General features: G+C 36.9%; 27 protein-coding genes. 9 read left to right on the top strand and 18 right to left on the bottom strand.

The annotated features are described in order from the left end of the window. Positions 1–177: 177 nt before the first annotated feature. Positions 178–363 carry an SE1561 family protein gene (locus tag Q5760_RS04150; RefSeq protein WP_428910987.1) on the bottom strand — a complete coding sequence of 62 codons (186 nt, stop codon included), beginning with the start codon at positions 361–363 and terminating at the stop codon, positions 178–180. A gap of 204 nt (positions 364–567) precedes the next feature. Here Q5760_RS04150 and yfkAB point away from each other — a divergent pair, with 204 nt between their 5' ends. Next, positions 568–1,683 (top strand): radical SAM/CxCxxxxC motif protein YfkAB, encoded by a 1,116-nt coding sequence (gene yfkAB / locus Q5760_RS04145; RefSeq protein ID WP_428910986.1) that lies wholly within the window; start codon positions 568–570, stop codon positions 1,681–1,683. 309 nt (positions 1,684–1,992) lie between these two features. Here the strand turns inward: yfkAB and Q5760_RS04140 are convergent, their stop codons facing one another. After that, positions 1,993–2,814: a YfkD family protein gene (locus tag Q5760_RS04140; protein WP_428910985.1), complete on the bottom strand. Its 822-nt coding sequence runs from the start codon at positions 2,812–2,814 to the stop codon at positions 1,993–1,995. Between the two features lie 278 nt (positions 2,815–3,092). Between Q5760_RS04140 and Q5760_RS04135 the strand changes: the two genes are divergently transcribed. Then, entirely contained in the window at positions 3,093–5,021 is a 1,929-nt protein-coding gene (locus tag Q5760_RS04135; RefSeq protein ID WP_428910984.1) for a heavy metal translocating P-type ATPase, read from the top strand. A gap of 273 nt (positions 5,022–5,294) precedes the next feature. Here Q5760_RS04135 and Q5760_RS04130 read toward each other — a convergent pair whose 3' ends face one another. The 3 genes from Q5760_RS04130 to Q5760_RS04120 all read right to left on the bottom strand — a co-directional run bounded on the left by Q5760_RS04130 (position 5,295) and on the right by Q5760_RS04120 (position 6,998). Next, entirely contained in the window at positions 5,295–6,104 is an 810-nt protein-coding gene (locus tag Q5760_RS04130) for a YihY/virulence factor BrkB family protein (protein WP_428910983.1), read from the bottom strand. A gap of 66 nt (positions 6,105–6,170) precedes the next feature. Then, the gene (locus Q5760_RS04125; RefSeq protein WP_428910982.1) at positions 6,171–6,518 is read right to left on the bottom strand and encodes a YtxH domain-containing protein; all 348 of its coding nucleotides are present in this window, start codon (positions 6,516–6,518) and stop codon (positions 6,171–6,173) included. Between the two features lie 12 nt (positions 6,519–6,530). Continuing rightward, entirely contained in the window at positions 6,531–6,998 is a 468-nt protein-coding gene (locus Q5760_RS04120) for a low molecular weight protein-tyrosine-phosphatase (protein WP_428910981.1), read from the bottom strand. 153 nt (positions 6,999–7,151) lie between these two features. Between Q5760_RS04120 and Q5760_RS04115 the strand changes: the two genes are divergently transcribed. Further along, the gene (locus Q5760_RS04115; RefSeq protein WP_428910980.1) at positions 7,152–7,373 is read left to right on the top strand and encodes a DUF1128 domain-containing protein; all 222 of its coding nucleotides are present in this window, start codon (positions 7,152–7,154) and stop codon (positions 7,371–7,373) included. Positions 7,374–7,421: 48 nt separating this feature from the next. Here Q5760_RS04115 and map read toward each other — a convergent pair whose 3' ends face one another. Further along, complete coding sequence (map, locus tag Q5760_RS04110; protein WP_428910979.1) at positions 7,422–8,177, bottom strand: type I methionyl aminopeptidase; 756 nt, start codon at positions 8,175–8,177, stop codon at positions 7,422–7,424. 233 nt (positions 8,178–8,410) lie between these two features. Here map and Q5760_RS04105 point away from each other — a divergent pair, with 233 nt between their 5' ends. After that, positions 8,411–8,746, top strand: coding sequence for a helix-turn-helix domain-containing protein (locus Q5760_RS04105; protein ID WP_428910978.1), 336 nt, complete (start codon positions 8,411–8,413; stop codon positions 8,744–8,746). A gap of 107 nt (positions 8,747–8,853) precedes the next feature. Here Q5760_RS04105 and Q5760_RS04100 read toward each other — a convergent pair whose 3' ends face one another. The 3 genes from Q5760_RS04100 to motA form a co-directional block, all read right to left on the bottom strand. Further along, positions 8,854–8,997 carry an anti-repressor SinI family protein gene (locus tag Q5760_RS04100; RefSeq protein WP_428910977.1) on the bottom strand — a complete coding sequence of 48 codons (144 nt, stop codon included), beginning with the start codon at positions 8,995–8,997 and terminating at the stop codon, positions 8,854–8,856. Positions 8,998–9,640: 643 nt separating this feature from the next. After that, positions 9,641–10,444, bottom strand: coding sequence for a flagellar motor protein MotB (motB, locus tag Q5760_RS04095; protein WP_428910976.1), 804 nt, complete (start codon positions 10,442–10,444; stop codon positions 9,641–9,643). Further along, complete coding sequence (gene motA, locus Q5760_RS04090; protein WP_428910975.1) at positions 10,437–11,228, bottom strand: flagellar motor stator protein MotA; 792 nt, start codon at positions 11,226–11,228, stop codon at positions 10,437–10,439. Before motA ends, motB begins: the two co-directional genes overlap by 8 nt. A 342-nt stretch (positions 11,229–11,570) precedes the next feature. Between motA and Q5760_RS04085 the strand changes: the two genes are divergently transcribed. After that, a complete protein-coding gene (locus Q5760_RS04085; protein ID WP_428910974.1) occupies positions 11,571–11,726 on the top strand; it encodes a hypothetical protein in 156 nt (51 codons plus the stop codon). Positions 11,727–11,775: 49 nt separating this feature from the next. Here Q5760_RS04085 and Q5760_RS04080 read toward each other — a convergent pair whose 3' ends face one another. Then, positions 11,776–13,968 (bottom strand): DNA topoisomerase III, encoded by a 2,193-nt coding sequence (locus tag Q5760_RS04080; protein ID WP_428910973.1) that lies wholly within the window; start codon positions 13,966–13,968, stop codon positions 11,776–11,778. A 190-nt stretch (positions 13,969–14,158) separates the two neighbouring features. On the opposite strand from Q5760_RS04080, the gene Q5760_RS04075 reads away from it, so the two are divergent. Both Q5760_RS04075 and mscL read left to right on the top strand, forming a co-directional pair. Further along, on the top strand, positions 14,159–14,431 hold the full coding sequence (locus tag Q5760_RS04075; RefSeq protein ID WP_428910972.1) for an acylphosphatase: 273 nt from the start codon (positions 14,159–14,161) through the stop codon (positions 14,429–14,431). 156 nt (positions 14,432–14,587) lie between these two features. Next, positions 14,588–14,962, top strand: a complete 375-nt coding sequence (mscL, locus tag Q5760_RS04070; protein ID WP_428910971.1) for a large conductance mechanosensitive channel protein MscL — start codon at positions 14,588–14,590, stop codon at positions 14,960–14,962. Positions 14,963–15,024: 62 nt separating this feature from the next. On the opposite strand, the gene Q5760_RS04065 is transcribed toward mscL, so the two are convergent. The 8 genes from Q5760_RS04065 to Q5760_RS04030 all read right to left on the bottom strand — a co-directional run bounded on the left by Q5760_RS04065 (position 15,025) and on the right by Q5760_RS04030 (position 23,914). Continuing rightward, a complete protein-coding gene (locus Q5760_RS04065) occupies positions 15,025–15,528 on the bottom strand; it encodes an acyl-CoA thioesterase (RefSeq protein WP_428910970.1) in 504 nt (167 codons plus the stop codon). Positions 15,529–15,598: 70 nt separating this feature from the next. Next, entirely contained in the window at positions 15,599–16,927 is a 1,329-nt protein-coding gene (locus Q5760_RS04060; protein WP_428910969.1) for an oligosaccharide flippase family protein, read from the bottom strand. Positions 16,928–17,334: 407 nt separating this feature from the next. Then, the gene (locus Q5760_RS04055; protein WP_428910968.1) at positions 17,335–17,955 is read right to left on the bottom strand and encodes an NAD(P)-binding protein; all 621 of its coding nucleotides are present in this window, start codon (positions 17,953–17,955) and stop codon (positions 17,335–17,337) included. After that, complete coding sequence (locus Q5760_RS04050; RefSeq protein WP_428910967.1) at positions 17,925–18,176, bottom strand: hypothetical protein; 252 nt, start codon at positions 18,174–18,176, stop codon at positions 17,925–17,927. Before Q5760_RS04050 ends, Q5760_RS04055 begins: the two co-directional genes overlap by 31 nt. 218 nt (positions 18,177–18,394) lie before the next feature. After that, entirely contained in the window at positions 18,395–19,903 is a 1,509-nt protein-coding gene (cobA, locus tag Q5760_RS04045; protein ID WP_428910966.1) for a uroporphyrinogen-III C-methyltransferase, read from the bottom strand. Positions 19,904–20,000: 97 nt separating this feature from the next. Further along, positions 20,001–20,315: a nitrite reductase small subunit NirD gene (gene nirD, locus Q5760_RS04040; RefSeq protein ID WP_428910965.1), complete on the bottom strand. Its 315-nt coding sequence runs from the start codon at positions 20,313–20,315 to the stop codon at positions 20,001–20,003. A 24-nt stretch (positions 20,316–20,339) separates the two neighbouring features. Beyond that, positions 20,340–22,766, bottom strand: a complete 2,427-nt coding sequence (nirB, locus tag Q5760_RS04035; protein ID WP_428910964.1) for a nitrite reductase large subunit NirB — start codon at positions 22,764–22,766, stop codon at positions 20,340–20,342. Positions 22,767–23,026: 260 nt separating this feature from the next. After that, entirely contained in the window at positions 23,027–23,914 is an 888-nt protein-coding gene (locus Q5760_RS04030; RefSeq protein ID WP_428910963.1) for a LysR family transcriptional regulator, read from the bottom strand. A gap of 291 nt (positions 23,915–24,205) precedes the next feature. On the opposite strand from Q5760_RS04030, the gene Q5760_RS04025 reads away from it, so the two are divergent. Both Q5760_RS04025 and Q5760_RS04020 read left to right on the top strand, forming a co-directional pair. After that, on the top strand, positions 24,206–25,525 hold the full coding sequence (locus Q5760_RS04025; protein WP_428910962.1) for a GntP family permease: 1,320 nt from the start codon (positions 24,206–24,208) through the stop codon (positions 25,523–25,525). A 770-nt stretch (positions 25,526–26,295) separates the two neighbouring features. Then, the gene (locus tag Q5760_RS04020) at positions 26,296–26,730 is read left to right on the top strand and encodes a lipocalin-like domain-containing protein (protein WP_428910961.1); all 435 of its coding nucleotides are present in this window, start codon (positions 26,296–26,298) and stop codon (positions 26,728–26,730) included. Positions 26,731–26,739 lie beyond the last annotated feature (9 nt).

Below are 26,739 nucleotides of genomic sequence, written 5' to 3'. Positions count from 1 at the left end.
GAATGTGCATGTCATTGACGTTTAACATAAGGGCTTCAGCCCCTAGTAAAATCATTTCCTTGAGATAAAGGAAACTCAATGAGCACATAAGTGCGAATCGATATAGGAGCTAGGCGCTGGAGTTAACCATTAATCCAAGTTCAATTTACATAAAAAAGAGCCAATAAAGATTGACTCTTACACTTCACGGTGTTTAAATTCCTGAACTGTTGATTCTAATTCATCGACCATTTCAATTAATCGATCAATATCCTCAAGATCCGTTTCCTCTGGATCGATTGCATCTAAAGTTTCAAGAAACATATTTAATCGTTGTTTTAAAAAATTCACCTGCATGTTTTTATCAAGAATCGGACTACCCAAAAGTCACTCTCTCCTTTCAATATCGTATTCATCCTATCGAAAATTGACGAAGAAGGCAATACATTTTCACAGATCACTCTCTTCCCCTATTATCATTACCACAATGCTTAAACTTTTTTCATTGACACACCTAATAATTAATACAATAATGACTAGGGATAAACAGACATATGTATAAATAAATACGTTTGAAGGGAGATTGAAATGGTTTCTGAAAAAATGACATTAACACCACAGTACGACCCATGGGAAGCCTATATGGATGTTGAACAATTTGGAAAATTAACCTTATCTAATATAGAATTTACCACCACTTATTTGTGCAATATGAGATGTGAACACTGTGCGGTCGGAGATACCTTACAATCCAAAAATCCAGATGCATTACCAATCGATTTACTTATTAGTAGGCTAGATGAAATTCCACATTTACGTACATTAAGTATTACAGGGGGCGAACCTGTACTATCGCGCAAATCAGTCGAAAATTATGTTGTGCCATTGTTTAAGTATGCTCAGCAAAAAGGTGTTCGCACCCAAATAAATTCAAATTTAACTTTGGATTTAGAACGATACGAACCCATTCTACCGTATTTAGATGTCCTCCATATTTCTCACAACTGGGGTACTGAAGATGATTTTATTGAGGGTGGCTTTGCACGAATGACACAAAAGCCTTCTCGTGAACAACGGAGAAAACTATTTTACAAAATGATTGAAAATAGTAGGGCAATTGCTGAAATGGGAGTCCTCGTTTCCGCTGAAACGATGCTAAATAAACGTACAGTCCCTCATCTAGAACATATTCATAAACAGATTGTTCAAGAGATGAAATGCCAGCGCCATGAAATTCATCCGATGTATCCATCATCCTTTGCAGCTTCGCTAGAAACACTAAGCTTAGAAGAAATCCGAGCTTCTATTCATCATCTACTGGAGATTCGTGACCAAGATATATGGATGTTATTCGGTACACTTCCCTTCTATTCTTGCAGTGGAAACGAAGAAGATTTGCGGCTAATCAACAAGTTACGGGAAGCGAAGAATGTGACGGTACGCAATGATCCCGACGGTCGCTCTCGCTTAAATGTCAATATCTTCTCTGGCGATGTCATTGTTACGGATTTTAACAATACTCCGCCACTCGGAAATATTGTAACCGACCGACTCGTTGATGTATATGAGGAATGGATGCAGTCCAAGCTTGCCCAATCCTTAAATTGTCATTGCCCGAATGTTCAATGTCTGGGCCCTAATGTATTAGTAAAAAATCAATATTATTCAGATGTTAATTTTCAGGAAAAACAATCGATTTTATAAATAAAATGCACAGGAGGTCGGATTCTCTTGTGCATTTTTTATTAGTCATTTTGGACACGCTTATATAACATTCTCTCTTATTCTTTTCGAGATTTTTTAGCATGTCCTTATGAAAATCAGTTTCATTCTTTTTCTATACTTTTGGTCTTCATTACCCTTATGAAGACCAGTTTCAGTACTTCTCTATCCTAATTTGGTCTTCATTACCCTTATGAAGACCCATTTCAGTACTTCCTTATCCTCTTTTGGTCTTTACCCATCCAACCTTCTGACTATTTCCAACCGTTTTATTACTTACTCCCACCCAGTTTATTGTGGCTTCTCGCTTGCACTGAACCCAAAGGATACATGATCTTGAATTGGGATCCAGGCACTGATTCCTTGGGTTGTTACATTTTTAACTAAAATAGATTTTTTCCGACCTTTTAACAGGAGATAGACTTCCCCATAAGTAATTTTACCTTTTTCGTTAATCGCAGGGGCATATCCATGTAAATAACCGAGCATTTTTGGATTTACATTATAGACTTGATCTTTTTTTGTACCCGCTCCAATAATGGTTTCAAAGGCTAATGGCAAATTTGTCTTCTGCATCGCCTTCATCAGCATCATATCTTTCACTTGGTCTGTATTAGCCACCTTTGCCGTTAAACCACCACGTACGAGTTTTTGTACTTCTTGAACATAATGAATTTGATAAGCTGCATTTCCGCCACGATTATCGAAATAGTTTGTATTAATCCTTTGATATTCCCAATTCGGCGTGGTTTCAACCGATTCATAATTCAGTGGCCATTGTCCAAGGTAAACGATCGCCTTATATCCTAGAGCAAATGGGGTACTATTAACGGTTGTTTCATTTAGCATACGAATAAGTTCAGGATTATCTATTTTTATTTTAGAAGTGTCGATAAGGTCTTTTGTGAGATCACTTGGTTCCAATCTGGGCATATCATTCGTTGGATTTGGAAAAGTATTTTCCTTTGCTATGTTCATCACCGAATTTGGGACCGTAATCGTTTGTTTAGGTGGCTCCTCCTTTTTTTCAGGTTGCTTCTCTGCTTGGGCTAAAGGGAGAAAACTCATTGTAAACATAAGCCCAATAAGTAAATAAATAACCTTAATCTTCATAATGAACTCCTTTCAATCATACAGGTTAATTCTTCATCATATATTGTTTTCGTAGTTATGTAAGATTATCCATCTAAGAAAATAATTTATCATTTCTGAGCAACTTTCTTTTCTAATGAAGGATTCTGTGTTAATTTTAATAAAACTAATATAAGTAAAATTTTTGCTGTCACCCCCGGGTGGCAGCTTTCGTGCTTTTTAGGGGTAATGATTTTGATTCTTTTTCTCAATTAGAAAATTTAACACTATAGAAATGTTAGAAAAAAGGAGGAGTTGGATTGAATCCAGAAGTTCAAGTTTTAGAAGGAAAACAAGAGATAGCACAAGAAAAAGAAAATCTATGGACCAAACTCAAGGTGAATGGTGAATTAGTAGCTGCGATTCTCTGTGGTGTGTTTATTTTAGGAGGATGGTTATTAGCATATACCGAACGCCCGACCTTGTCGGCTCTTATCTATATTCTATCTTTTGTAATTGGGGGCTTTGCAAAGGCAAAAGAAGGGATTATCGATACCATTGAGAATAAACAATTAAATGTAGAAATTCTCATGATACTTGCGGCAATCGGTTCGGCCATTATTGGTTACTGGACAGAGGGAGCCATTTTGATTTTTATTTTTTCATTAAGTGGCGCTTTGGAAACCTATGCCATGAATAAAAGCACAAAAGAAATCTCTTCTCTAATGGATTTACAGCCTCAAGAAGCGCTATTGGTCACAAATGGAGTCGAGAAAATCGTTAATGTGTCTGACCTTAAAATAGGAGATCTTATTCTTATTAAACCAGGAGAAAGAATACCTTCAGATGGAAAAATTGTAAAAGGTACGACAACCATTGATGAAGCAGCGATCACAGGAGAGTCAATCCCTGTAACGAAAGGCATAGAAGAAGAAATATTTGCGGGAACTGTCAATTTAAATGGTTCCATTACGGTTGAAATCACAAAGCTTTCAGATCAAACCCTATTTCAAAAAATTATTGACTTAGTACAATCTGCTCAAAGTGAAAAATCTCCATCTCAGCTTTTTATAGAGCGGTTTGAAGGTAATTACGTTAAGTTTGTCTTAGTCGCAGTCGTACTCATGATGTTTCTACCTCATTTCTTACTGGGCTGGAGTTGGACAGAAACCTTTTACCGTGCGATGGTGTTGCTTGTTGTTGCATCCCCATGTGCGCTTGTAGCGTCGATCATGCCCGCAACTTTATCGGCCATCTCTAACGGGGCCAAACATGGAATCTTATTTAAAGGTGGGGTTCACTTAGAGAATTTGAATCATATCAAAGCGATCGCATTTGATAAAACAGGAACCTTAACAAAGGGGAAACCTGAAGTAACGGATGACTTGGTAGAAGAAGGGTTAGATCGGAACGAAGTACTACTTTATGTAGCCTCGATTGAAAGTCACTCGAATCACCCGCTAGCCAATGCGATTGTTCAATTTGTTAAAAATGATTTAAACGTAGAACTCATTCAACCTGAAGGAATAGAGGACGTTGCTGGTTGGGGAGTGAAAGCGACCATTGGAAATGATGAATGGAAAATCGGAAAGTCTGGCTTTGTTGGTTCAGAATTGGCGGAGCAATTTTCACAAGGAGCCTACAATAAACTTTCAAGCGAAGGAAAGACAACTGTATTTGTCCAGAAAAATGAAAAGATCATTGCCGTAATTGCCTTGAAGGATCAAGTCAGAGAAGAAACCAAGCAGGCGATTGATCAATTAAAAGCACAGGGGATCTATACGATCATGTTGACAGGAGATAGTTCGACTACAGCTCAGGCTATTTCTGCAGAATGTCATGTCGATGAATTTATTGCTGAATGCTTACCCGAGAACAAAGTCGATCATTTGAAAGCATTAAAAGAAAAATACGGCACCGTTGCCATGGTTGGGGATGGAATTAATGATGCCCCTGCACTTGCTACAGCTCATGTCGGAATTGCCATGGGTGGTGGAACAGATGTAGCGTTAGAAACGGCTGACGTTGTTTTAATGAAAAATGATCTTCCTAAAATTTCGGAAGCGATCCGACTTTCTCAACGTATGAATAAAATTGTTAAACAGAATGTTGTTTTTTCAATTAGTGTGATTACCCTACTCATATGCTCTAATTTCCTACAAGTAGTGGACCTACCTCTAGGAGTTATTGGTCACGAAGGAAGTACGATTTTAGTTATTTTAAATGGGTTAAGACTATTAAGGTCTTAAAAATAGATAAAAAGAGGTCGCCTTAAAGATATCAGCAATCTTCAAGGCGACCTCTTTTTTAGTGGTACCCGTTAGAACCGTTAGAAGATCCAGATGTTTTTTTACTTGATGGATTTTTACTCTTTTGTTGCTTTGTACCGCCGTCTTTTTTCGTATGTTTTGCCATTACAATCCCCTCCTGAAAAAATAATGGGCTTTTAACAGCCTATTTATATCTTTTACAATAGCGCCCTTTTTAGAGGAGGTAATTATAGGTTTTTAAGACAAACAGAGTCAGCAATCTTTCTTTTTATGAACGGTAAAATAAGCATTCACATCTCCGCCAATAATCATAATAAATCCAGAAATATAAAACCAGATCATTAAAACAATGATCGCTCCAATACTTCCATAGGTTACGGTATAATTGGCAAAGCGTTCCACGTAAAAAGAAAATGCATAAGAAGTAATGATCCAACCGATAGTCGCAAAAATAGCACCGGGGATGGCCGTCCGGCAGGAAAATCGTTTACTTGGTGCCAACCAGTATAGTGCGATTAATACGGCAAAAATAATCACCGAACTAACAATCAACCGTAATGTATTCCAAATCGTTAGAAACTCAGAGGAAAGTTCAAGCTGTGAAAACAGAACAATGCCTATGTGTTTTCCAAAGACAGGTAGTATTAAAGCAACAATAATCACTGCAATCATGGCGAGTGTTAATAAAATGGCCATGATGCGTTTCCTAAAAAAGGTTCGGTCTTCTTCCACATTATAGGATCGATTTATGACCTTTACGATCGCATTAATCCCATTTGAAGCGGACCAAAGGGTACCGATAATCCCTAAGGATAAAAGAGTATTGTTTTTTTTAGAAATTTCGATTAGATTCTTTTCGATGATTTCAATGGCACCGACTGGGGCAAAGTCGCGAACGGTTCCGAGTAAATCTTCTTGTGTAATGGGTAAATACGGGAATAAGGAAACAATCACGATGAGAAGCGGAAATAATGATAGCAGGAAGAAATAGGCTAACTGGGCCGGTATCCCGAAATAGTCATCTTCGTTAAATCTTTTCCAAAGATGCTTGAGAAATGCCATATACTAATATCAACCCCTTTATTAAAACACCTACTCTTTATCCTACGTGATTGTCCAAAAAATTATTTATCTCCTTTGAGATTGATCAATGTCAACGTCATAAGAATCTTCCAAAAAGGCATCCTTCGTTTCTTTTACAAAATCCGAAACTTTCGGAGTAGTCTCTTTTAGCTCGTCTATTTTTTCAGCAATGAACGAAACCTCTTCACTTACATCTTCAATCGTACGTCGAATTTTTCTCGTTGATTCTTTTAATTGATTTGCAGCTTCCTGAGGATGCTTTGCATAATAGGTTACTTTCCCTGTTGTCTTTTGGCAATAGTCGATCACATTTTTTCTTGTTTCTCGGTCAAACAAACTAATCGCACCACCCGCAATGGCCCCAAGTACGACACCTTTCCAAAATTTACTCATCCTTTACCTCCCTTAGTTCAATTCTTTTTTAATCTCTTTTAGAAGTCGAGAACAACCAGCTGTCACCAGTTCATAGGTCTCATCAAAATTGCCTGTATAATAAGGGTCTGGTACTTCTTTTTGGATTGAATCTTCCACGAAATCCATGAGTCTTCTAACCTTTACATGCGCTGGAATGTCACCCAGTTTTTGAATATTTGAGATGTTTTGGTCATCCATCCCGATAATATAATCAAATTGCCCAAGATCCTCAGACTTGATTTGACGCGCCAAAATTCCTTCATCCGATACGTTATACTTTTTCAAGATTTCTCTAGTCCCCTGATGTGGAGGGTTCCCGATGTGCCAATCTCCTGTTCCTGCTGAGTCAATTTTAATTTTTTCCTCTAATCCTTCTTTTTTAACTAAATCCCTGAAGATCGCCTCCGCCATTGGGGATCTACAAATATTTCCTAGACATACAAATAATACAGAAACCATGCTCTTTCCTCCCATTTATGTACTTCTTTTATCATATCGAAAAATAAGCGGTAAAACAAAAGTTTCCATCTCTCATTTAATTAGATTGACTTTTCAGATGGAACATGAAAAGATGGGAAAAACGATATTAATGGAGAGTAAAGGGTGGGGACGATGGACTTAGCACAAAAATCCGTTGAAAATGTTGAATTTATGATTGAAAAAATCAAAGAGAAACTAAAAGTCATGAACTTAGGGGCAATTAAACCTTCACATTTTGACGAAGACATGTACGAAGAATTACTTGATATCTATGAACTCGTGATGAAAAAAGATTCATTTAGCCTAAATGAAATGACGGCAATCGTAGAAGAACTAGGAAGTTTAAAGAAGTAATAAAAAGTGACAGGCACATTCCAAAAAATGGAAGGTGCCTGTCACTTTTTATGCTTCATCTTGATCCGTTAAGATAATCGGTCCGTTTTTGGTAATGGCAATGGTATGTTCATACTGGGCTGATAATTGTCCATCTTCAGTTCTAGCTGTCCATCCGTTGTTATCCATCTTCATACGGTAGGTTCCGATATTTACCATAGGCTCAATGGTAAAAACCATTCCTTCTTTAATTCGAGGTCCTTTTCCAGGAAGTCCGTAGTGTGGGACTTCAGGTTTTTCATGTATCGCTACACCGATCCCGTGACCGATAAAATCACGGACAACAGAAAAGCCTTCCCCTTCTACATACGTCTGAATCGCATGACCAATATCTCCAATTCGATTACCTACTTGTGCCTGTTCAATCCCAATGTATAAAGATTTATTCGTTACTTCTAATAATCTTTGTGCTGTATCTGATATTTGACCAACCGGATATGACCAAGCTGAGTCTGCCAAGGCTCCTTGATAATTGACAACCATATCAATGGTTACAATATCGCCTGTTTTTAATGGATCTTTTCTAGGAAATCCGTGGCAAATTTCATCATTTATACTTGCACAGGTAGCATATTTATATCCTTTATATCCCTTTTGTTCAGGTGTTGCCCCTACCTTTTTTAAGTATGAATCCACAAATTCTTCAATTTCCCATGTTGTTACCCCTGGTTTAATCATCTTAGATAATTGTTTATGTACGGATGCAAGGACTTTTCCCGCCTCTTTCATTTGTTCAATTTCTCTCTCTGATTTTAAAATAATCATATTTAAGCCTCTCTTCCACACATGTCAACTTATTTCTATTTTATACTCATTGTATGTTTTTTCAAGGGCTTAAGCAAAATCTCCTATTTATATAAAAGTAGTATCCTTTATGCATCATATTTCTGTTATAATATAAGAGTCATTTATCTTTTCATAAATAAAACAAGCATTCTTTCTCAAAAAGACTTATTATAGAATTAAACTATAAATTATAAAAAGAAGTGGTGAAGTAAATGATTGGTGATCGTGTTAAAAAATTGCGGCAGGAAAAAAAATTATCATTATCAGAGCTCGCCCTTAAAGCCGGTGTAGCTAAATCATACTTAAGTTCTCTGGAGAGAAATTTACAAACAAACCCCTCTATTCAATTTTTAGAAAAAATTGCTGCTGTACTTGGTGTCCCTGTTGATAATATTATTCTTGAACAACCTAACAAAGAGGAGTTAGACTCAGAATGGATGAAATTGGTTCAAGAGGCAATGGAGTCTGGAGTGTCTAAGGAGCAATTCAGAGAGTTCCTTGAATTCACCAAATGGAAAGAAAATCAACAAAACAATAATTCCAACTAATATTAGCTATTTTTGATCTACACGATAAGATCAATCATTCGATCCTGTTAACTTATTTTTCTGAAAATTAAGTTTGCAGGATTTTTTTATAGATAAAATTTATGCTTTCAGCTATCAGGTGCCATTATCTTCTTACTATTTTTTTGTAAAAATTGACGTATAACCTCTATTGAAAGTCCTAAATTCTTTGCATCCAAAAGAAGTTGAACCCATTCATGATCATATTGACTACCCGTATCTTGTATCTTCATTGGAAAAATCCCCCACATCGCTTAATAGTTCCATATTCACGGAACTTTTTTCCTTTATTTAATAAATTGAATGGTATGTCAATCATTATAACGTTCTATCCGTGGGAATATTGTCATTTTTTGAAAATTTAATAAAAAATTAATGTAAAATTTCATACTTTTCGGGTGAATTTCAATCGTTTTTGCTAAATTCTGTATTAACTGTGGCCCTTTCGTTCCTGTAGGACCTTAGTTTCGGGATGTTTAAACCATTCTGAATTCTTTCAAAGGTAATGGCATCAAACAAAGGATACTGAGTTAAATCTTGATTACACACAGGACATAGCCATTCCCCATTCTCAACACTGCTATAACTTGAACGATGGCAACGATCACAATTTTTCTGATAAATAGTACCCACCCTCTTCTCATGTGTCATAAAGAACATATCGTTCTATTTACAGAACATCTAATTGAATTTTAGTACAAACTATTTATTTGTTAAAGCACAATAATTCCTGAATTTACTATTAAAATAACAGGATTACAGATATTTCCTACGTTTTTCTTCAATTTCCTTACTATTTTGTTTTATATAATGAACGATGCAACATCCAATAATGAACGAAATCAATAAAAAAGCAAGTATCAAATAGCAATTAAGCTACTCAATACTTGCTTGAGAATTTTCTTCTATTTTGGGTTGGATCAAAATTTCAACCCGTCTATTTTGAGCTCTTCCTTCTGCTGTTTCGTTCGTTGCAATCGGCTGGAATTCACCGGAACCCTTGGCTGTAAATAATTCAGGCTTTAAATTAGGATTTTCAAGCAATACCTTCATAAAGTTAACTGCGCGCATTACACTTAATTCCCAATTGGAGGAGAATTGTGAGTTACGTATTGGAACATTGTCCGTATGTCCACTTATGATAATGGATCTAGGAACATCCATTTCAAGAATCTTTGAAATTTCACGTGCAATCGGCATATTTTCTGATTGTACTTGAGCACTCCCTGATGTGTACAAAATGTTATCACGTATTGTTAAGGAAAGTCCTTCGACCGTTAAAGCCGTATTCAATTGATCTCCAAGACCATTTTCTTGAACATAGGCATTGAGATGGTTCTGAATTTGGGCTAGCTTTTCTAATTCTGCTCTTTCTTCTTCTGATAAAGTAGAAGTTTTTTCATAATGCTCTTCTTGTGTTTCATCTGATTCTGGTAGTTCATCACTGGAACCTTTACTTCCTTCCGGTATGGGACTTGGATAATCAAACATTCCTGAACCACCCGTTAACTCAGCATTGAATGCATTTGAGATCGATTGAAACTTTTGCATATCAATGGAACTACTTGCAAAAAGAACGATGAATAAAGCTACTAGCAAGGTTAATAAGTCAGAGTAAGGAAGTAACCACGATTCATCTATATGCTCTTCATGCTTTCCTTTTTTACGCCGTTTACTCATTGCTATTCACACTGCCTTCAAGTATTTTCCTTTTCTCATTTGCTGGAAGGTAGGAAGCCAGTTTTTGTTCAATGATTCTCGGTGCCTCACCTTCTAGGATTGATAATACTCCCTCAATCATCATGTATTTATATTGTGATTCGATCCGAGATTTTTGTTTTAATTTGTTAGCAAATGGATGCCACAATACATAACCTGTAAAAATCCCCATCAACGTAGCAACGAAAGCCGCACTAATCGCATGTCCTAGTGATACCGTATCACTCATGTCCCCAAGAGCTGCAATTAAACCAATGACCGCTCCCAATACCCCTAAAGTGGGTGCATAAGTACCGGCTTGTGTAAAAATTTGCGCCCCTGCCTGGTGTCTTTCTTCCATGGCTTCAATTTCTTCCGAAAGAACATCTCGAATATAATCTGCACTTTGACCATCGACTGCCAAAGTTAGACCATTTTTTAAGAATGGATCATCAATTTCATTAATTCGAGACTCCAGAGCAAGTAATCCCTCTTTACGGGCTAATTGGGCCAATTCAGAAAACTGAAGAATTAAATCTGTATGTTTCATCATTTTCTGATCTGTAAAAAGGATTTTAAATAACTTTGGTACTCTTTTTAATTCAGACATTGGGAAAGCAATTGTGACAGCAGCTATCGTCCCCAAGATAATAATCATTATGGCAGCTGGATTTACAAGGACGGATATGTCCACCCCTTTTAAAACCATCCCAACTCCTACTGCAATCAAACCTAATATAATTCCAATAACCGATGCTATATCCATCTATGTATCACCCAGTTTCATTTAATAACAAAAAACATATTTTTTATTCGACACTATTTATTTCGACAAATTCGATACTTTCTTTAGTGCTTTTCAATAAAAAAAATAATGCCCTCTGGGGGAAGGGCATTATTTTCTTACGTTCTATTTTATATTAATTAGGGGGAGGGCATTTAAAACATCTTTTGTGAATGTTTTAACAATATTATTATAATATGTTTTTAATTATAAATCCATGAAAAATTGGTGAACTTTTTCACATTCTTTCTTTTCATTACACACTTGAATAATTGGACGAATGGAGCAAAAACTATGTAAGAAACTAGAAAGGAGTGGACAGATTTGGGTCGTGGAAAAGCGTTTGATCATAAGAAGAAAAATCACCCAGGTGAATTTCCAAAACATACATTAGTTGAAAGACGTACAACTGAAGCTCAAGAAGATGAGGAACTAATCGTCACCCAAGAGGCATTTAAAAATCGAATCGAAGAAGAATAAGCAAAAGGGACAGTCTATCAGCTGATCGTGTTAGACTGTCCCTTATTTTCTATTTTAGATTCAATTTTTTTAACGCATCAGCTAAAGCCGTATTTAGAGGCTCTTCTTGTTTATTTTGGGTTTTCATATATTTTGCGACATCTCGTTTTGAAACCTTTGTATTCTGTTCCTTTTTCTTTCTCTCATTAAAAGTAGAAAGTTTTTCACGATACCCACATTTACATGCAAAAGTTTGACCTTCCCCCTGTCCCCTTAGCTCTAGTTTTTTCTTACAATTTGGGCAACGGGCATTGGTGATTCGTGATACATTTTTACGATGACCGCATTCTCGATCCTGACAAACGAGCATTTTCCCTTTCTTGCCATTTACCTCTAACATAGGTTTGCCACATTCAGGACATTTCGTTCCTGTTATATTTTCATGTTTGTATTTTTGCGTACTATTTTTAATATCCATGACAATCGTTTTGGTATAGTTTTTCATGTCATTGATAAAGACCTGTTTATTTAATTTCCCTTTTGCAATAGCTTCAAGCTTTTGTTCCCAATCTGCCGTAAGGGCCGGTGACTTTAGATCTTCAGGGACTAAATCCAGGAGTTGCTTCCCTTTTGAGGTAAGAAAAATTTCTTTGCCTTTCTTTTCAATTAAGAAAGTATTGAAAAGTTTTTCAATAATATCTGCGCGAGTGGCAACCGTGCCTAGTCCACCTGTCTGTTGAAGAGTCTTCACTAAATCTTTATTTTCCCCTGACATGTATTTCGCTGGGTTTTCCATGGCTGATAATAAAGTTCCTTCATTAAATCGTGCCGGTGGCTTTGTTTCCCCTTTTGTTTGGGTTAAGGAGACAATCGTTAGTCCATCGCCTTTTTCAATCTGAGGCAACAGTTGTTCTTTTAATTCATCCTGCTGGTCCTCGTCCTCAAAACGATTTTCATATACTTCCTTCCAGCCATTCTTAAGAACAATTTTCCCCTTGGCAATAAACGTCTCTCCAGCAATATCCGCTTTAATAGTCGTTTGTTCAAATTCAAATGCTGGATACAAGACCGCTAAAAATCGTTTAACAACTAAGTCATAAATTTTACTTTCTTTATCAGAGAGCTTATTCAAATAGACGGTTTCTTCTGTTGGAATGATTGCATGGTGGTCCGATACTTTACTATCATCCACAAAAGATTTGTTGGCTTTGATCGGTTTTTGTAAAACTTTATGAGCGAGCATCTTATACGGTCCTGCTGCACAAGCCTGTAGCCGATCCTTTAATGTGTCAACAATATCACTTGATAAAAATCTAGAATCTGTTCTTGGATAGGTCAAGATTTTGTGCTGTTCATATAACTTTTGCATAATCGAAAGCGTTTCTTTTGCTGAATAACCAAAGGCTTTATTCGCCTCACGTTGTAGTTCCGTTAAGTCATAAAGCTGTGGCGCATAACTTCTCTTTAATTTCTTTTCCACCGAGACTACTTTGGCTTGCTTCTTATTTGTTTTTTCTACAATAGCGTCAACCTTTTCTTTTGAAAAAGTTCTTATATCATGGGACTTTGAATCCTGCCATGTGAGCGTTATATGCTGATCCGTTTGTGCCTTCACTCCATAAAAGGCTTTTGGTTTAAAGTTTCGGATTTCTTCCTCCCTCGCTGCAATCATGGACAGTGTGGGAGTTTGTACTCGTCCACAAGAAAGTTGAGCATTAAATTTACAGGTTAAAGCTCTTGTTGCATTTAAACCAACATACCAATCCGCCTCTGAACGCGCGACTGCCGAATGATATAAGTTTTCATAGTCTTTTCCATTTCTTAATTTTTGAAAGCCCTCTTTGATTGCTTTGTCCGTTACCGAGGAAATCCAAAGCCGCTTAATTGGTTTATTCACCTTTGCTTTGGCAATAATCCACCGAGCTACTAACTCTCCCTCACGAGCACTATCCGTGGCAATAATAATTTCACCAACATCTGAACGGAGTAATTGGCTTTTAACCGCATGGAACTGTTTACTTGTTTTTTTAATGACAACGAGCTTTAAATCAGTAGGCATCATTGGTAAATCTTCTATTTTCCACGTTTTATATTTATCATCATAGGTTTCAGGGTCAGCTAAGGTTACTAAATGCCCTAATGCCCATGTCACAATATATCGTTCTCCTTCAATAAAGCCATTGCCTTTTTTATGACAATTTAATACCCGAGCAATATCACGGGCCACAGAAGGTTTTTCCGCTAACACAACACTTTTTTTCATAAAAACATCCTTTCACAAAACCGTTAACTCTAAATATAGCATATTATTGTATGAATTTCAGAAGTGCTTCTTTCGACCTTTTTAAAATAAAATTGATTTTAATAATGGTTTGTATATTGCATCACAAGGTAATTTATGGGAGGATAATAATTAGGATAGTTTAGAGTTTAGTTTGACCGGAGGGTATGGAATGATCCAGTTGCATATTATTGTTTCTGGAAAAGTACAAAGCGTAGGCTATCGTTACTTTTCACAAATGAAAGCTGTTCAGTATGGAGTGACAGGATGGGCAAAGAATCTGTCAGATGGGTCCGTTGAAATTATGGCAAAAGGAGAGAAGGACGACCTTGACGCGTTTGTTGCAGATCTTAAGGTAGGAAACCCATTTTCCAAGATTGAACATATGGAAATTAAGGAAGTGGAAGAAACCGAGGATTTCCATTCCTTTACGATAAAATACTAAGCATTTTATAAAGGAAAGTGTAGATTACATAAATATAATCCTGTGAGGGAATAGTAGCCTCGCAGGATTTTATTTGATTTTTATCTATTTACCCTTCCGTCAGTCTGTGGTTTTCCCCGTTGACGGGATAAATATAATGCAAAAGGAGTGAAAGAAATGTGGTCTGAATTTAAAAAATTTGCCATGAAGGGGAACGTAATCGACTTGGCTGTCGGGGTTGTTATTGGAGGGGCTTTTGGGAAAATCGTTACATCCCTAGTGAATGATTTAATCATGCCACTTGTAGGATTACTTCTCGGCGGAGTTGACTTTTCAGGGTTATCCCATACATTTGGGGACGCCGAAATTAAATACGGAGCCTTTTTACAAACAGTCGTTGATTTCCTTATCATCGCCTTCTCCATCTTTCTCTTTATCCGATTTATAAATCGCTTTAAAAAGAAAAAGGAAGAAGAACAAGAAGCAGTAAAAACCGTAGACAAAACGGAAGAATTATTAACCGAAATTCGTGATCTATTAAAAGCTAAATAAGAGTAACCAATTTGGGGTGACAGGCACCTTCCAGAAACTGGAAGGTGCCTGTCACCCCATTTTTATTCCGCTCCGATTCTTTTTGCTTGTCTTTCACTGACTTTTCTACGATTTTTTCGTATTTCTAATCTCTCTTTAGCTGTTTCGTGTAAGTGGATTTCTTCTTCAGATTCCGGTATCACTTTTGGTACTTCTGTTGGATGACCCTTTTCATCAAGGGCAACAAAGGTAAGAAAGGAAATGGCGCAGATTTTTCGCTCACCTGAGGGGATATCTTCCCCGATCACCTTTACAAAAACCTCCATAGATGTTCGACCTGTAGAAGTCACAAAAGCTTCAAGACAAACCGATTGACCCTCTTTAATGGGAGATATAAAATCGACTGAATCACTTGATGCGGTTACGACTAATTTTCGCGCATGTCGCATCGCAGCAATCGCAGCAATATCATCAATATATGCCATTAACTTTCCACCAAACATCGTTCCAAACGAGTTCGTATCCGGAGGTAAAACAAGACTTGTTTTAACAGCCAATGATTCCTTACAATATCTAGCATTTTCCATATTCATTGCTCCTTTTGAAACGCTTCTCTTTTTAATATCATATCAGATTGAGCATAAAACAGAAATCATCCTAGGCTTTTGCTTGCTTTGCTGGATTCATAAAGTAGCTGACCCCGATCCTTTTACACACGACTACGTAGTGCAATAACATTAATAAAATCGCCTCTGCATTGATTCCAATAATGACCCCATCCATTCCGAAGCTGCTTTTCGATCCGAGGAAATAGATAATCGCAAATGCTACAATCGTTGACCATACCCCATGAATAAAGGCCTCTTTCATTAAACCAAGCCCAATTAAATAGGCTTGTAAAGGAAAGATAAAAAAGCGAAAAAGAAAACAAGGCCATAATAACTGTACATACCGTGCCGCATCTGGTGAGTGGAAAAAGATGGTCGTTAATGGCTCCGCAAAAAAGTAACAAATCACAACTGCTGGGACCCCATATCCCAAAGTGATCATCATGACTTGCTTTAGTAGTTTCTGAAGCTGAGCTGTATCTCGATCAGCTGCTGCCTTTGAAATGGTTGGAATCAACATCATCATAAAGGAATGCGCAATAAAGGCTGGAAATGTTCCGATTACCATTGCAATTCCAGCAACCATCCCAAATTGTTCGGTAGCTAGTTCCTTCCCAACTCCCGCATACATTAACGCAGTAGTAATAAGAAACGGTTCTAGTGCTGATGTAAAAGCATTAAAAACACGTAATGCAGTCGTTGGAACGGATACTTGCATTAAATTTTTCATGACTACTTTTCCATGCAGTCTTTTTGTAGGTTGATTTTTCAAGTATTGGTATTGAATCATAAATACATAGAATAAATAAAGGAACACAACGAGATCACTACCAATAAGTGTACAAAATGCCACTAAAACCGCTGCCTCTAATTCAAAATCAAACAGATTATATAAATATACTAATAATAGTAATTGAACAATTTTTCGTAAAAAGTTAGCTGTAGCAATCTTCCCCATTTGCGATCTTCCCATAAAATATCCTCTAGCAATGGAAGTAAACGAAATAATCGGAATGAGAATCAGTACAAGCCATCTAAACATAGGATGATAGTTATCAAAGACAGGGACGAATGGGATAATGATCGACACGAGTACCAACAGAACCGAGGTCATAATGATTGTCCATTTTAAAACATGGCTCAGCATACTGCGATGGATTCGTTTGTCTTTTTCAGCAATAAATTTTGAAATCGACACAGGCATTTCAAAGCTTGCAAGGAGAACAATAAGAAAAACCGTTGGTAAAATCGACATATACATGCCAAGACCCTTTTCTCCCAATTCCCGTGCCAATACCATATTTGTAATGAACTCCACGATTTCTCCGACAAAAGCTGCGATCACCAACAAAAGGGTTCCTTTAATAAATGTACTCATAAATTTCTCCTTTTCAGAAAAGCGGAAGCGCCTCGCCCAACGGTATATAAACTAACTTACACAAGTTGCTCAGACATCAACGTTCGCAATAAGACTTTTCTAATAGCTTCCGCTCTAAAGATCAGACTTTGCGTGACAGGACGTCGCGGTCTTTCGTCGATGTTCCTCTAAAAAACACGATGAACACGGATTGTGAATCAATGTTGACTTAATCGTTGCGGAGGAATGGGAAGTTTACTAGCCGCTAGGCGCTGGAGCTAGACAATTCTCAAATTTAAACAGGAATCTAAAAATTATATACACTACAACATATGAAACAAGCTTGGAAAATATTTATGAAAAAATAAGCGCCCGATGTGTAAAGGTGGAATTCCTTTACAAATCGGGCGCTAGAAGAAGTGGCACAATTATTTTTTCAACAAATCGTTCACTAATTGATTGAAGTCCTCTATTCGATTCGAACTACTTAAAAAAGACGGCTCGGTAATGCTAGATAATAAAATTTGTTTAATTTTTGGATCGTCTATTTCTTTTAAAACCCATTGACGACATTGAAATAAGAAATCAACATACTCCTGATATCTCGAATCATATTGTTCTGCTAAACTTTGTTTGATTTTTTTCGTTAAAGTCGGGCTCGCCCCTGAAGTTGAAACCGTTAATGTTAATTTTCCACGGTTTAACACAGCAGGTAAAATAAAGTCTGAATCCTCTGGTTGATCCACCAGTAATACAAGTTGTTGAGGAGATGCAGAATTTTTTACAGTCCGATTTACTTCTTGATCACTGGTTGCAGCAATGACAAGAAATGCTTCGTTGATATCCTCTGGTGAAAAAGACTTTTGCTTCCAATATAACTTCCCTGTTTGGACCGATTCTTTAAGATTGTCAGTGATTTCTGGGCTTACTAAAATGATATCGGCACCTGTATGGAGAAGGCCCCTTACTTTTCTTTCAGCAATTTTTCCCCCGCCAATGATGACTGCCCTTTTTCCTTTTAAATTGAGCTGAATCGGATAGTAGTCCATAGAATCACCTGCGTTTTAATTTGAAGACACTCTTCTATATTTTTTATCTTTGTCTTATTAAAGCACTCAAGAACTTTTTTCTGATTTTTAACTGTTTTTTGTCCTTGAGAAGCCCCATCATGGACTTTTTCCTGACTTTTTAACGCCTTTTGTCCTTGAGAAGCCCCATCATGGACTTTTTCCTGACTTTTTATCGCTTTTTGTCCTTGATAAGCCCTCATGGACTTTTTCCTGACTTTTTATCGCTTTTTGTCCTTGATAAGCCCTCATGGACTTTTTCCTAGCTTTTTAACACTTTTTGTCCTTGAGAAGCCCCATCATGGACTTTCCCCTAACTTTTTAACACTTTTTGTCCTTGAGAAGCCCTATCATGGACCCTTCAACAAGTGCTCAGCCACATCTTGTCCTTTAGCAAAAGCTCCATTCAGAGTGTGAACCTTTATCCTTGCACATTTAGAATGGCATCAATCAAAGCTTGTTTAGACGGATTTGCCGCTGTTCCATCCGGTTTCGTTCCATAGAATTGAACAGCTCTTTCTGTTTGTTCACCCATACAAATTACGTTGATTCCAGCCAAGTAATCAGATGGGAATAACTCCGTAACTTGTTCTTCCTCGAAAAACATTTTAACAGATTGAGAACTTGGAAAAACAATGGTATCTGGTTTCGCATCATCAAGAATTCGTTTGATCGTTGGCGTTAATGTTGTATCAATTTTATAATCACAAGTAATAAACGTGTGGCAGAACTCATATTGTTGTTCACCAATTCGACTGTCACCGATTACTAAAAGCTTGTCCCTATGTTCAAGATGATCTGCAATTTCACCGATCAATCCTTTATGTGCTAAAGCCTTGATCGTTTTCGTGGATAACCCATAGACCTGTCCAGTTATACTGCGAACATCAATTTCTTCTTTTACTAAAATTTGAAAGAATTCCTCTACGCTTTCAGCTGATGTAAATAAAATATCTTCGTAGTTAGACAGATTATTTAAAACGGAATCATCAATGGGTACTTCTTCGCTTTTCCATTTTGGAAATTCGATCACGTCAGCCCCCTGATCCATCAAGGCTTGCGCAAGACTGCTTGGTTGAACCCCTGTTCGGGCTAACAGTATTTGTCTGCCAAACAATGGCTTTTTCTCGAACCAATTGATCTGATTTCGAAGGGAGACAATATCGCCCACTAGCGTGATCGCCGGATTACTAAATCCATGCTCTACTACTAAATCAGCAATGGTCGAAAGAGTTCCTTCCAACGTTTTCTGTCTTCCAAATGTACCCCATTGGATTAAAGCCACTGGGGTGTCCGGTGACTTTCCATTTGCGATTAGATTATCACAGATATACGGAAGATTCCCAACTCCCATGTAAAAGGCAATTGTATCAATTCCGTTCGCTAAAGACTTCCAATCAAGGATTGGCTTTCCATCCTTTGATTTATTATGGGCCGTTACAACAGCAAATGTTTCTCCAAACTCTCGATGCGTAACCGGTATTCCTGCGTAAAGAGGTGCCGCAATTCCAGAGGTGATTCCAGGAATGATCTCAAACTCAATTTGCGCATTCGCTAATTCTAATGCTTCCTCACCAACTCGACCAAATACCCCTGGGTCACCGCCTTTTAGTCGAACTACTTTTTTTCCTTCTAATGCCTTTTCGACTAAAATCGAATTAATTTTCTCTTGTCGTAATGTATGTTTAAACGGCAGCTTTCCGCCATAAATAAATTCACAATGTGATGGAGCAAAATTAAGTAGTTTCGGATTCGCTAACCGATCAAATAAAATAACGTCCGCTTGTTTGATCGCTTCCAATCCTTTTACTGTAATCAGTCCAATATCCCCAGGACCTGCACCAACTAAAAATACTTTGCCATTCTCCATAAAGACATCCTTCCCAGCACCATTTTGGACAAGGGGATAGGTTCCTTGTCCCCTCCCCATATATCTTGCTCATTCGACATCAACATAGGACAAGGAACCTGTCCCTCTGTCCCATAATATCAGAAAAGAGCTGTTACGAGAACAGCTCAATTAATGGTTACATGTTAATGTATACTTTATTCTCTGACACTTCAATGGGATAGACCTTTACTTGCCCCTCATCAGGTGCTTGTACGTTCCCATCCATTAATGAGATTTTCCAATCATATACAGGACAGAAAATATACTCTCCGCTTACAAGTCCATCAACCAATGTTCCGCCCTTTGGGTGTGGACTACGATTCTCAACGGCTCTTACTTCTCCATTGCTTAAGCGAAATACGGCGATTTCCTCTTCACCGATTTTAAAGACCTGTCCGATTTTCTCTGGAAGCTCAGAATAATTAGCAAGCTGGATTCTACTGGTCGTCATTTTTACGCCGCTCCCTTCCATTCATTACTTTCCAACCATTTCTAATTCACGAACGGTGTAATATTTATCTTGAATTTCGTTACTTTCAATTGCTTCTTTCCATGGATCGCGATAGCGAGATAGGGTCGCATCCATCCGTTCGTTTAACTCTTTTCTTGTTTCTTCGTTAGATAAAACTTCTTTAATATGGTCAAGCCCTACTCTCTCAAGCCATTTAGATGTACGTTCTAAATAATTGGCAGTTTCACGATAGTATTGAAGATAGGCACCTGTTAATTCAATTGCTTCTTCATCATTCTTCACTTTCCCTAGTAAATCACCAGCACGCAGGTCGGTTCCACCGTTTCCGCCAACATATACTTCGTATCCATCATCAACACCCACAAAACCAATATCTTTGATACCAGATTCCGAACAGTTTCTCGGACAACCGGAAGCACTCATTTTTACTTTATGCGGTGTATCAAGACGTTCAAATTTCTTTTCTAGTTTAATTCCAAGCCCCATTGAATCTTGAGTTCCATAGCGACAGTACTGAGAGCCAACACACGTTTTCACGGTTCTTAATGTTTTCCCATATGCATAGCCTGATGGCATATCAAGATCTTCCCAAACAGCAGGTAAATCTTCTTTTTTGACTCCAAACAAGCCAATACGTTGTCCGCCTGTTAACTTGACTAAAGGAACGTCATATTTTTCAGCGACTCTGGCAATTGTTTTTAAATCTTGTGCGGTTGTCACACCACCATACATTCTAGGTAGGACCGTATACGTACCATCTTTTTGGATATTCGCATGCATTTTTTCATTAACAAGGCGAGAATCACGGTCATCTTGATATTGATCCATATGAATCATGCCAAGGTAATAGTTCAACGCAGGACGACACTTTGAACATCCTTCTTCATTTTTCCAGCCTAAAACGTTCATCACTTCTTTAACAATCGTTAATCCTTTTTCTTTGATTTCAGCTACCACTTCATCCCGGCTTAACGGTGTACAGCCACAAACGGATTCTTTTTGGTCTGCTCCGTTATATTCATCACCAAGAGTATAGGATATGATATTAGAAATCATCGATTTACAACGTCCACAAGAACGTCCAGCATTGGTACAGCTTCCCACTTCATCAACGGTTGTTAGACCGTTTTCTTTAATTGCATTTACTATCGATCCCTTTGATACTCCGTTACATCCACATACTAAATCTTCGTCATCCATGGAAGCAACATCATTTGTTGCACCAGCCTCACAACCAGAAGATAAAATTGAAACACTTGTCATTCCACTCACATCTTCTTTTTTCCGCATCATACTAAATAATCTTGTACTGTCTGAAGTATCACCGAAGAGAACGACACCAGCTACTTGTTTATCGCGAATTAAAACTTTCTTATAAACGCCATCAAATTCATTGTGAACTTTAATCGCCTTCATGAAAGGATCATCCATGATATCCCCTGCAGAATACATATCAACTCCAGATACCTTCAGTTGTGTCGCGACTACTGATCCTTCGTATGGATCAGGCATTTTCCCTGCTAAGAAGGCAGCCAATACTTTGCCTTGTTCATATAAAGGAGCGACTAATCCGTACACATTTCCGCGGTGCTCTGCACATTCACCTACTGCATAGACATTAGGTACGCTCGTTTCAAGGAAGTCATTAACAACAATCGCACGGTTGACCTCAAGCCCACCATCCTTAGCAACTCCAATATTGGCTCTAACTCCGACAGCCATCACGACTAAATCCGTTTCAACCTCGGTTCCATCTTTGAAACGAATCCCTGTGACTCGGGTCTCACCTAGTATTTCTTCCGTATCTTTCTCCATTAAAAACTCCATACCCTGAGCTTCTAATTCTTTTTGAAGCATTTTCGAACCAGTTGGATCTAGTTGTTTTTCCATTAAATATGGCAGTAAGTGAACAACCTTTACTTCCATTCCTAAATTCAATAGGCCACGTGCTGCTTCAAGTCCTAAAAGTCCACCTCCGATAACGACTGCCCTTTTGTACTCTTTTGAAGATTCAATCATATATTCGCAGTCTTGAATATTACGGAAGCCTGTTACCCCTTCTTTGTCATGGCCCTTAAACGGAATAATAAAGGAACGGGAACCGCTTGCAAAAATACATTCATCATATTCTGTTACTCTACCTGTATTCGAAATGACGACTCTCTTTTCAGTGTCTATTTTAACGATTTCTTCTCCAGCAAATAATTCAATCTGGTTTTCTTTATACCAATCCCAATCATTGATAACAATATCTTGGACCGACGTATCTCCTTGTAAGACAGTCGATAATTGAATCCGATTATAGTTCGGATGAGGCTCATTTCCAAAAACCGTGATATCATACATATCTGGTGCTAACTTTAACAATTCTTCAAGTGTGCGAATTCCAGCCATACCGTTACCAATCATCACTAATTTCTTTTTGCCCATGTGAAAGCCTCCTATTTATTTTAACTATCATATCTGAGCTGCTCTATGTCTATATAGTAGAATTTCATTCAATATAAAAGTGTGAACTTCTTCACACTTGGGGGATGTTTCAAAAAGCTGACAAGAATTGGACATAGAAAAGACAAAATTAGTGAATTGTTTCACATAAAATAGTGTCAGCCCTCCAAATAGACAATTTTAGAGTTTGTCCATTTGCAGTCTGACACTTTAATGATTTACTTTTTTACTCATGTCACACACTAGCCTAAACGCTCTTTGCAAAATTGAATCCATTCTCTTGTTGCATAAGAAAGATAGCCATCTTTCCTCCAGGCAATGCCTATCTGCCAGTGGACTTCTTGATCGACAATAGGTATTACTTTTATCCCTTTATGAGCTAAATTTAATTTCGTTAAATTACTTTGTGGCAGGATGCTTACTCCCAAATTAGATGAAACCAACTCAAGGATAAATTTCCATTGCGACGTTTCACATACAATATTAGGTTCGAAACCTATCCTTTCACACTCCTGTAAGATAAAGCGGCGAACAGCAAATCCTTCGTGAAAAATAATGAATCTTTCCTTCTTTAATTCCTCCCATGCTACGATTTCTTTGCTAGCAAGGGGGTGTTGATCATGAACTAAGAGGCGAAGGTCTCCTTTTAAAAACGGGATAAAATCGATAGGTTCTTCATTCACTGGTACCTCTAAAACAATTAAATCTAATTCTCCATTATATAAAGATTTTTTTAAATTCGCTTCCCCATCCTCGACGAAACGAATTGTAATATTTGGATATTTTTCATAGAAGTCAGATACAATGTTGGTAAGAATGTCAGTTCCAACTGAGGAAAAAATCCCCATATTGACTGAGCCCTTATTAGCATTTTTGATATCATCAAGCTCTTGATAGAAATGCCGATACAACTGTGAAATTTTTTCACCATATCGAAAAAGTAATTTCCCAGTATCGGTTAGTTCCAACTTTCTTGTTGTCCGTATTAATAACTGTACAGCTAATTCTTTCTCTAAATCTTTTACAACGTTACTTATCGTAGGTTGAGAAACATACAAATGTTCAGCTGCTTTGGAAAACCCCCCTTGTTTGACTACTTCTGTAAAATATTGAATTTGTCTACTGTCCATTCTTTCCCCTTCATTTTCTTCATTTATAAGTTTTGCAAATATATTATATTTAAAATATCTATTTTTATTATATTCACATAACAAATATAATAAACACACAAGTACAAAGGATCAAGCAGTCGTGCATTGATATTTAGATAGGGTAATTATCTTGAATTAAGTATAAATTAATTCGAGAATTATTATTTGGAGTTTTTATGCAAGTGGACAGTAATAAAGGGGAGAATAATCAAATTAAAATGAATAACAAGTGACAGTGTTTATTCAAAATAAGTTCGGGAGGAAATTTATATGGAAATTATACAAGTCATTGGAATATTACTTGCTATTGCGGTGATCATCTTTACTGCAATGAAGGGATTTAATATTCTAATTGTTGCACCAATTGCATCCATTATTGTTATATTAACAAACCAAATGGATTTTTTCTCTTCCCTTATCGGGACGGAAAATTCTTATATGACGGGGCTAGCAGGATTTATCATTAATTTCTTTGCTGTCTTTATGTTAGGAGCTATTTTAGCAAAGTATATTGATGTGAGTGGGGCAGCACAATCAATCGCACAAAAGATACTAGAAAAGACAGGTACAAATAAACCCTTTCCAGTTTTACTAGCCCTTTTTATTATTACTGCTGTCTTAACTTATGGCGGACTTAGCTTATTTGTCGTTGTCTTTGTACTTGTTCCATTGGCAAAGCCTTTATTTAAACAATTAAATATCGCATGGAATTTAATTGCGATTCCAATCATGCTTGGTTTAGGTACGTTTACGATGACGATGCTGCCTGCAGCACCTTCCATTCAAAACGTTGTACCAACAGCCTATCTTGGTACAACCCTTACCGCAGCACCACTTTTAGGAATCATTGGCACAGCGGTTTCGATTGCCTTTGGTCTTTGGTATATGAAATTAATGTTAAATAAAAGTATAGCAAATGGGGAAACCTTCGCTGATTATGACATAAGTGATACAAGTGCTGAGGTTAAAAAAGAGATTCCTTCCTTTTTCATCAGTATTCTACCAATTGTTTTACTAATCATTATTATTTTAATTGGTAGTAGCTTAGAAATACCAAATATCATATTAATTGCCTTAACGGTTTCCGTTATTGTTTCAGCGATTTTCTTTAACAAATATATCCCAAGCCAAAAAAAGGTTATCAATGAAGGTGCAAGCAGCTCGATTATGCCTGTCTTTTTAACTTCATCAACCGTAGCTTTTGGTGTTGTAATTACATTGGCACCAGGATTTAAGTATATCTCTGACTTTATATTAGGAATTCCGGGTGATCCACTAATCAGTTTATCCATTGCTTCCGCAGCTTTTGGCGCTATTACTGGTTCCGCTTCAGGTTCATTAGGAATTGTTATGGAAGCCTTCGCTGAAAATTATTTAGCCATGGGAATTAATCCTGAGGTTATCCATAGAGTAGCAACAGTTTCTTCCGCTGTATTTACTGTTATGCCTCACACAGGTGTTGTTCTAACCTTTTTTGCATTAACAGGTCTGAATCATAAAAATGGCTTTAAATATCAATTCATTGCCATGACCGGTGCTAATTTATTAGCCTTAATCGCAGTATTAATTGCTGCCATTATTCTATATTAATTGTTCAGGATATTGGAGAACTAGTACTCTTCCCTCAGCATCATTTTAGCCTATCTTTTTAGCTTTTTGAGGACATTTTTTAGAGTGAAGAACTAGCTTCTTCTTTAATCCTGTATATTTTTTCTTTATATTTTTTAAAGTACCTATTTCAGAGATTTTGTCAAAGTTATCCATTGTAAAATGAAAACAATGTCTATGATAGAAAGTATTAGAGTTATCAATAATGATGTTATTTTCATCTTCAATTAGAGTGTGACAGATCGTACAACATTTTTTCATTTAATCACATACTTTCATTTAGAATTATAAAACCTATAGTTTGTGATGATATTCACATATAAGAACTATCTTTATAGTAACATGTTGTGAATTTATGCACAATATATTTTTTGTAAATAAATCTTACAAATATGTGAACATTTGAAGACAATAATTTAAGGCTTTTCTTTTAATAATAGAGTGATTAATAGATGGTTAACTAATATAACTTATAGGTATAACAAATATATTCTATTAAATATATATATTTTTCAAATATATTTTTTACTACTATAATCATGATATTAACAGAATATTTTTCTTGTAAATAGATTTCATGAAAAGTATTTACAGTCTTAAGAACGTTTTGAATCTATACTGTAATGGAATTCTTATCGTTCAAGACATTATTTTCAAAACAATGTGGTTGACTGGAAAGGATTCCCTTTCTAATCAAAAAGCTCTCCATAATCAAAGAGCAATCAATATCCATTTCAAGGAGGTTAAAAGGAATGACAAAATCTTTACGTGAGCAAGTGATTGGTACATGGGAGTTAGTGTCTTACCAAACAACAGATAAGGATGGAAATGTTGTATATCCTTTAGGCGAGGATGCAAAAGGATTCATCATGTATAACCCTGATGGTTATATGTCTGCACAACTTATGGCGACTGGACGCCCCGCTTATCAATCTGGTGACTTGCATGCAGGAACACAAGAGGAAATGGCCACAGCAGCACATGGTTATCTGGCTTATTCTGGTCGTTTTGAAGTGGATGAGGAGAAACAAAAATTGACCCATCACATGGAAGTTAGTATGAACCCCACTTGGCTTGGGCAATCCCAGCCTCGCATTGCAAAAATTGATGGTGATGTCGTTGTTATTTTTAATGGACTTAAACCAGAAGATAAACTGACATGGAAACGTGTTGAAAAAAATCTTTAATTCTAGACA

Source organism: Niallia sp. Kr1 (genome assembly GCF_050389805.1).
Classification (GTDB): domain Bacteria; phylum Bacillota; class Bacilli; order Bacillales; family Cytobacillaceae; genus Bacillus_BD.
This window is presented reverse-complemented; position numbering and strand designations above follow the sequence as displayed.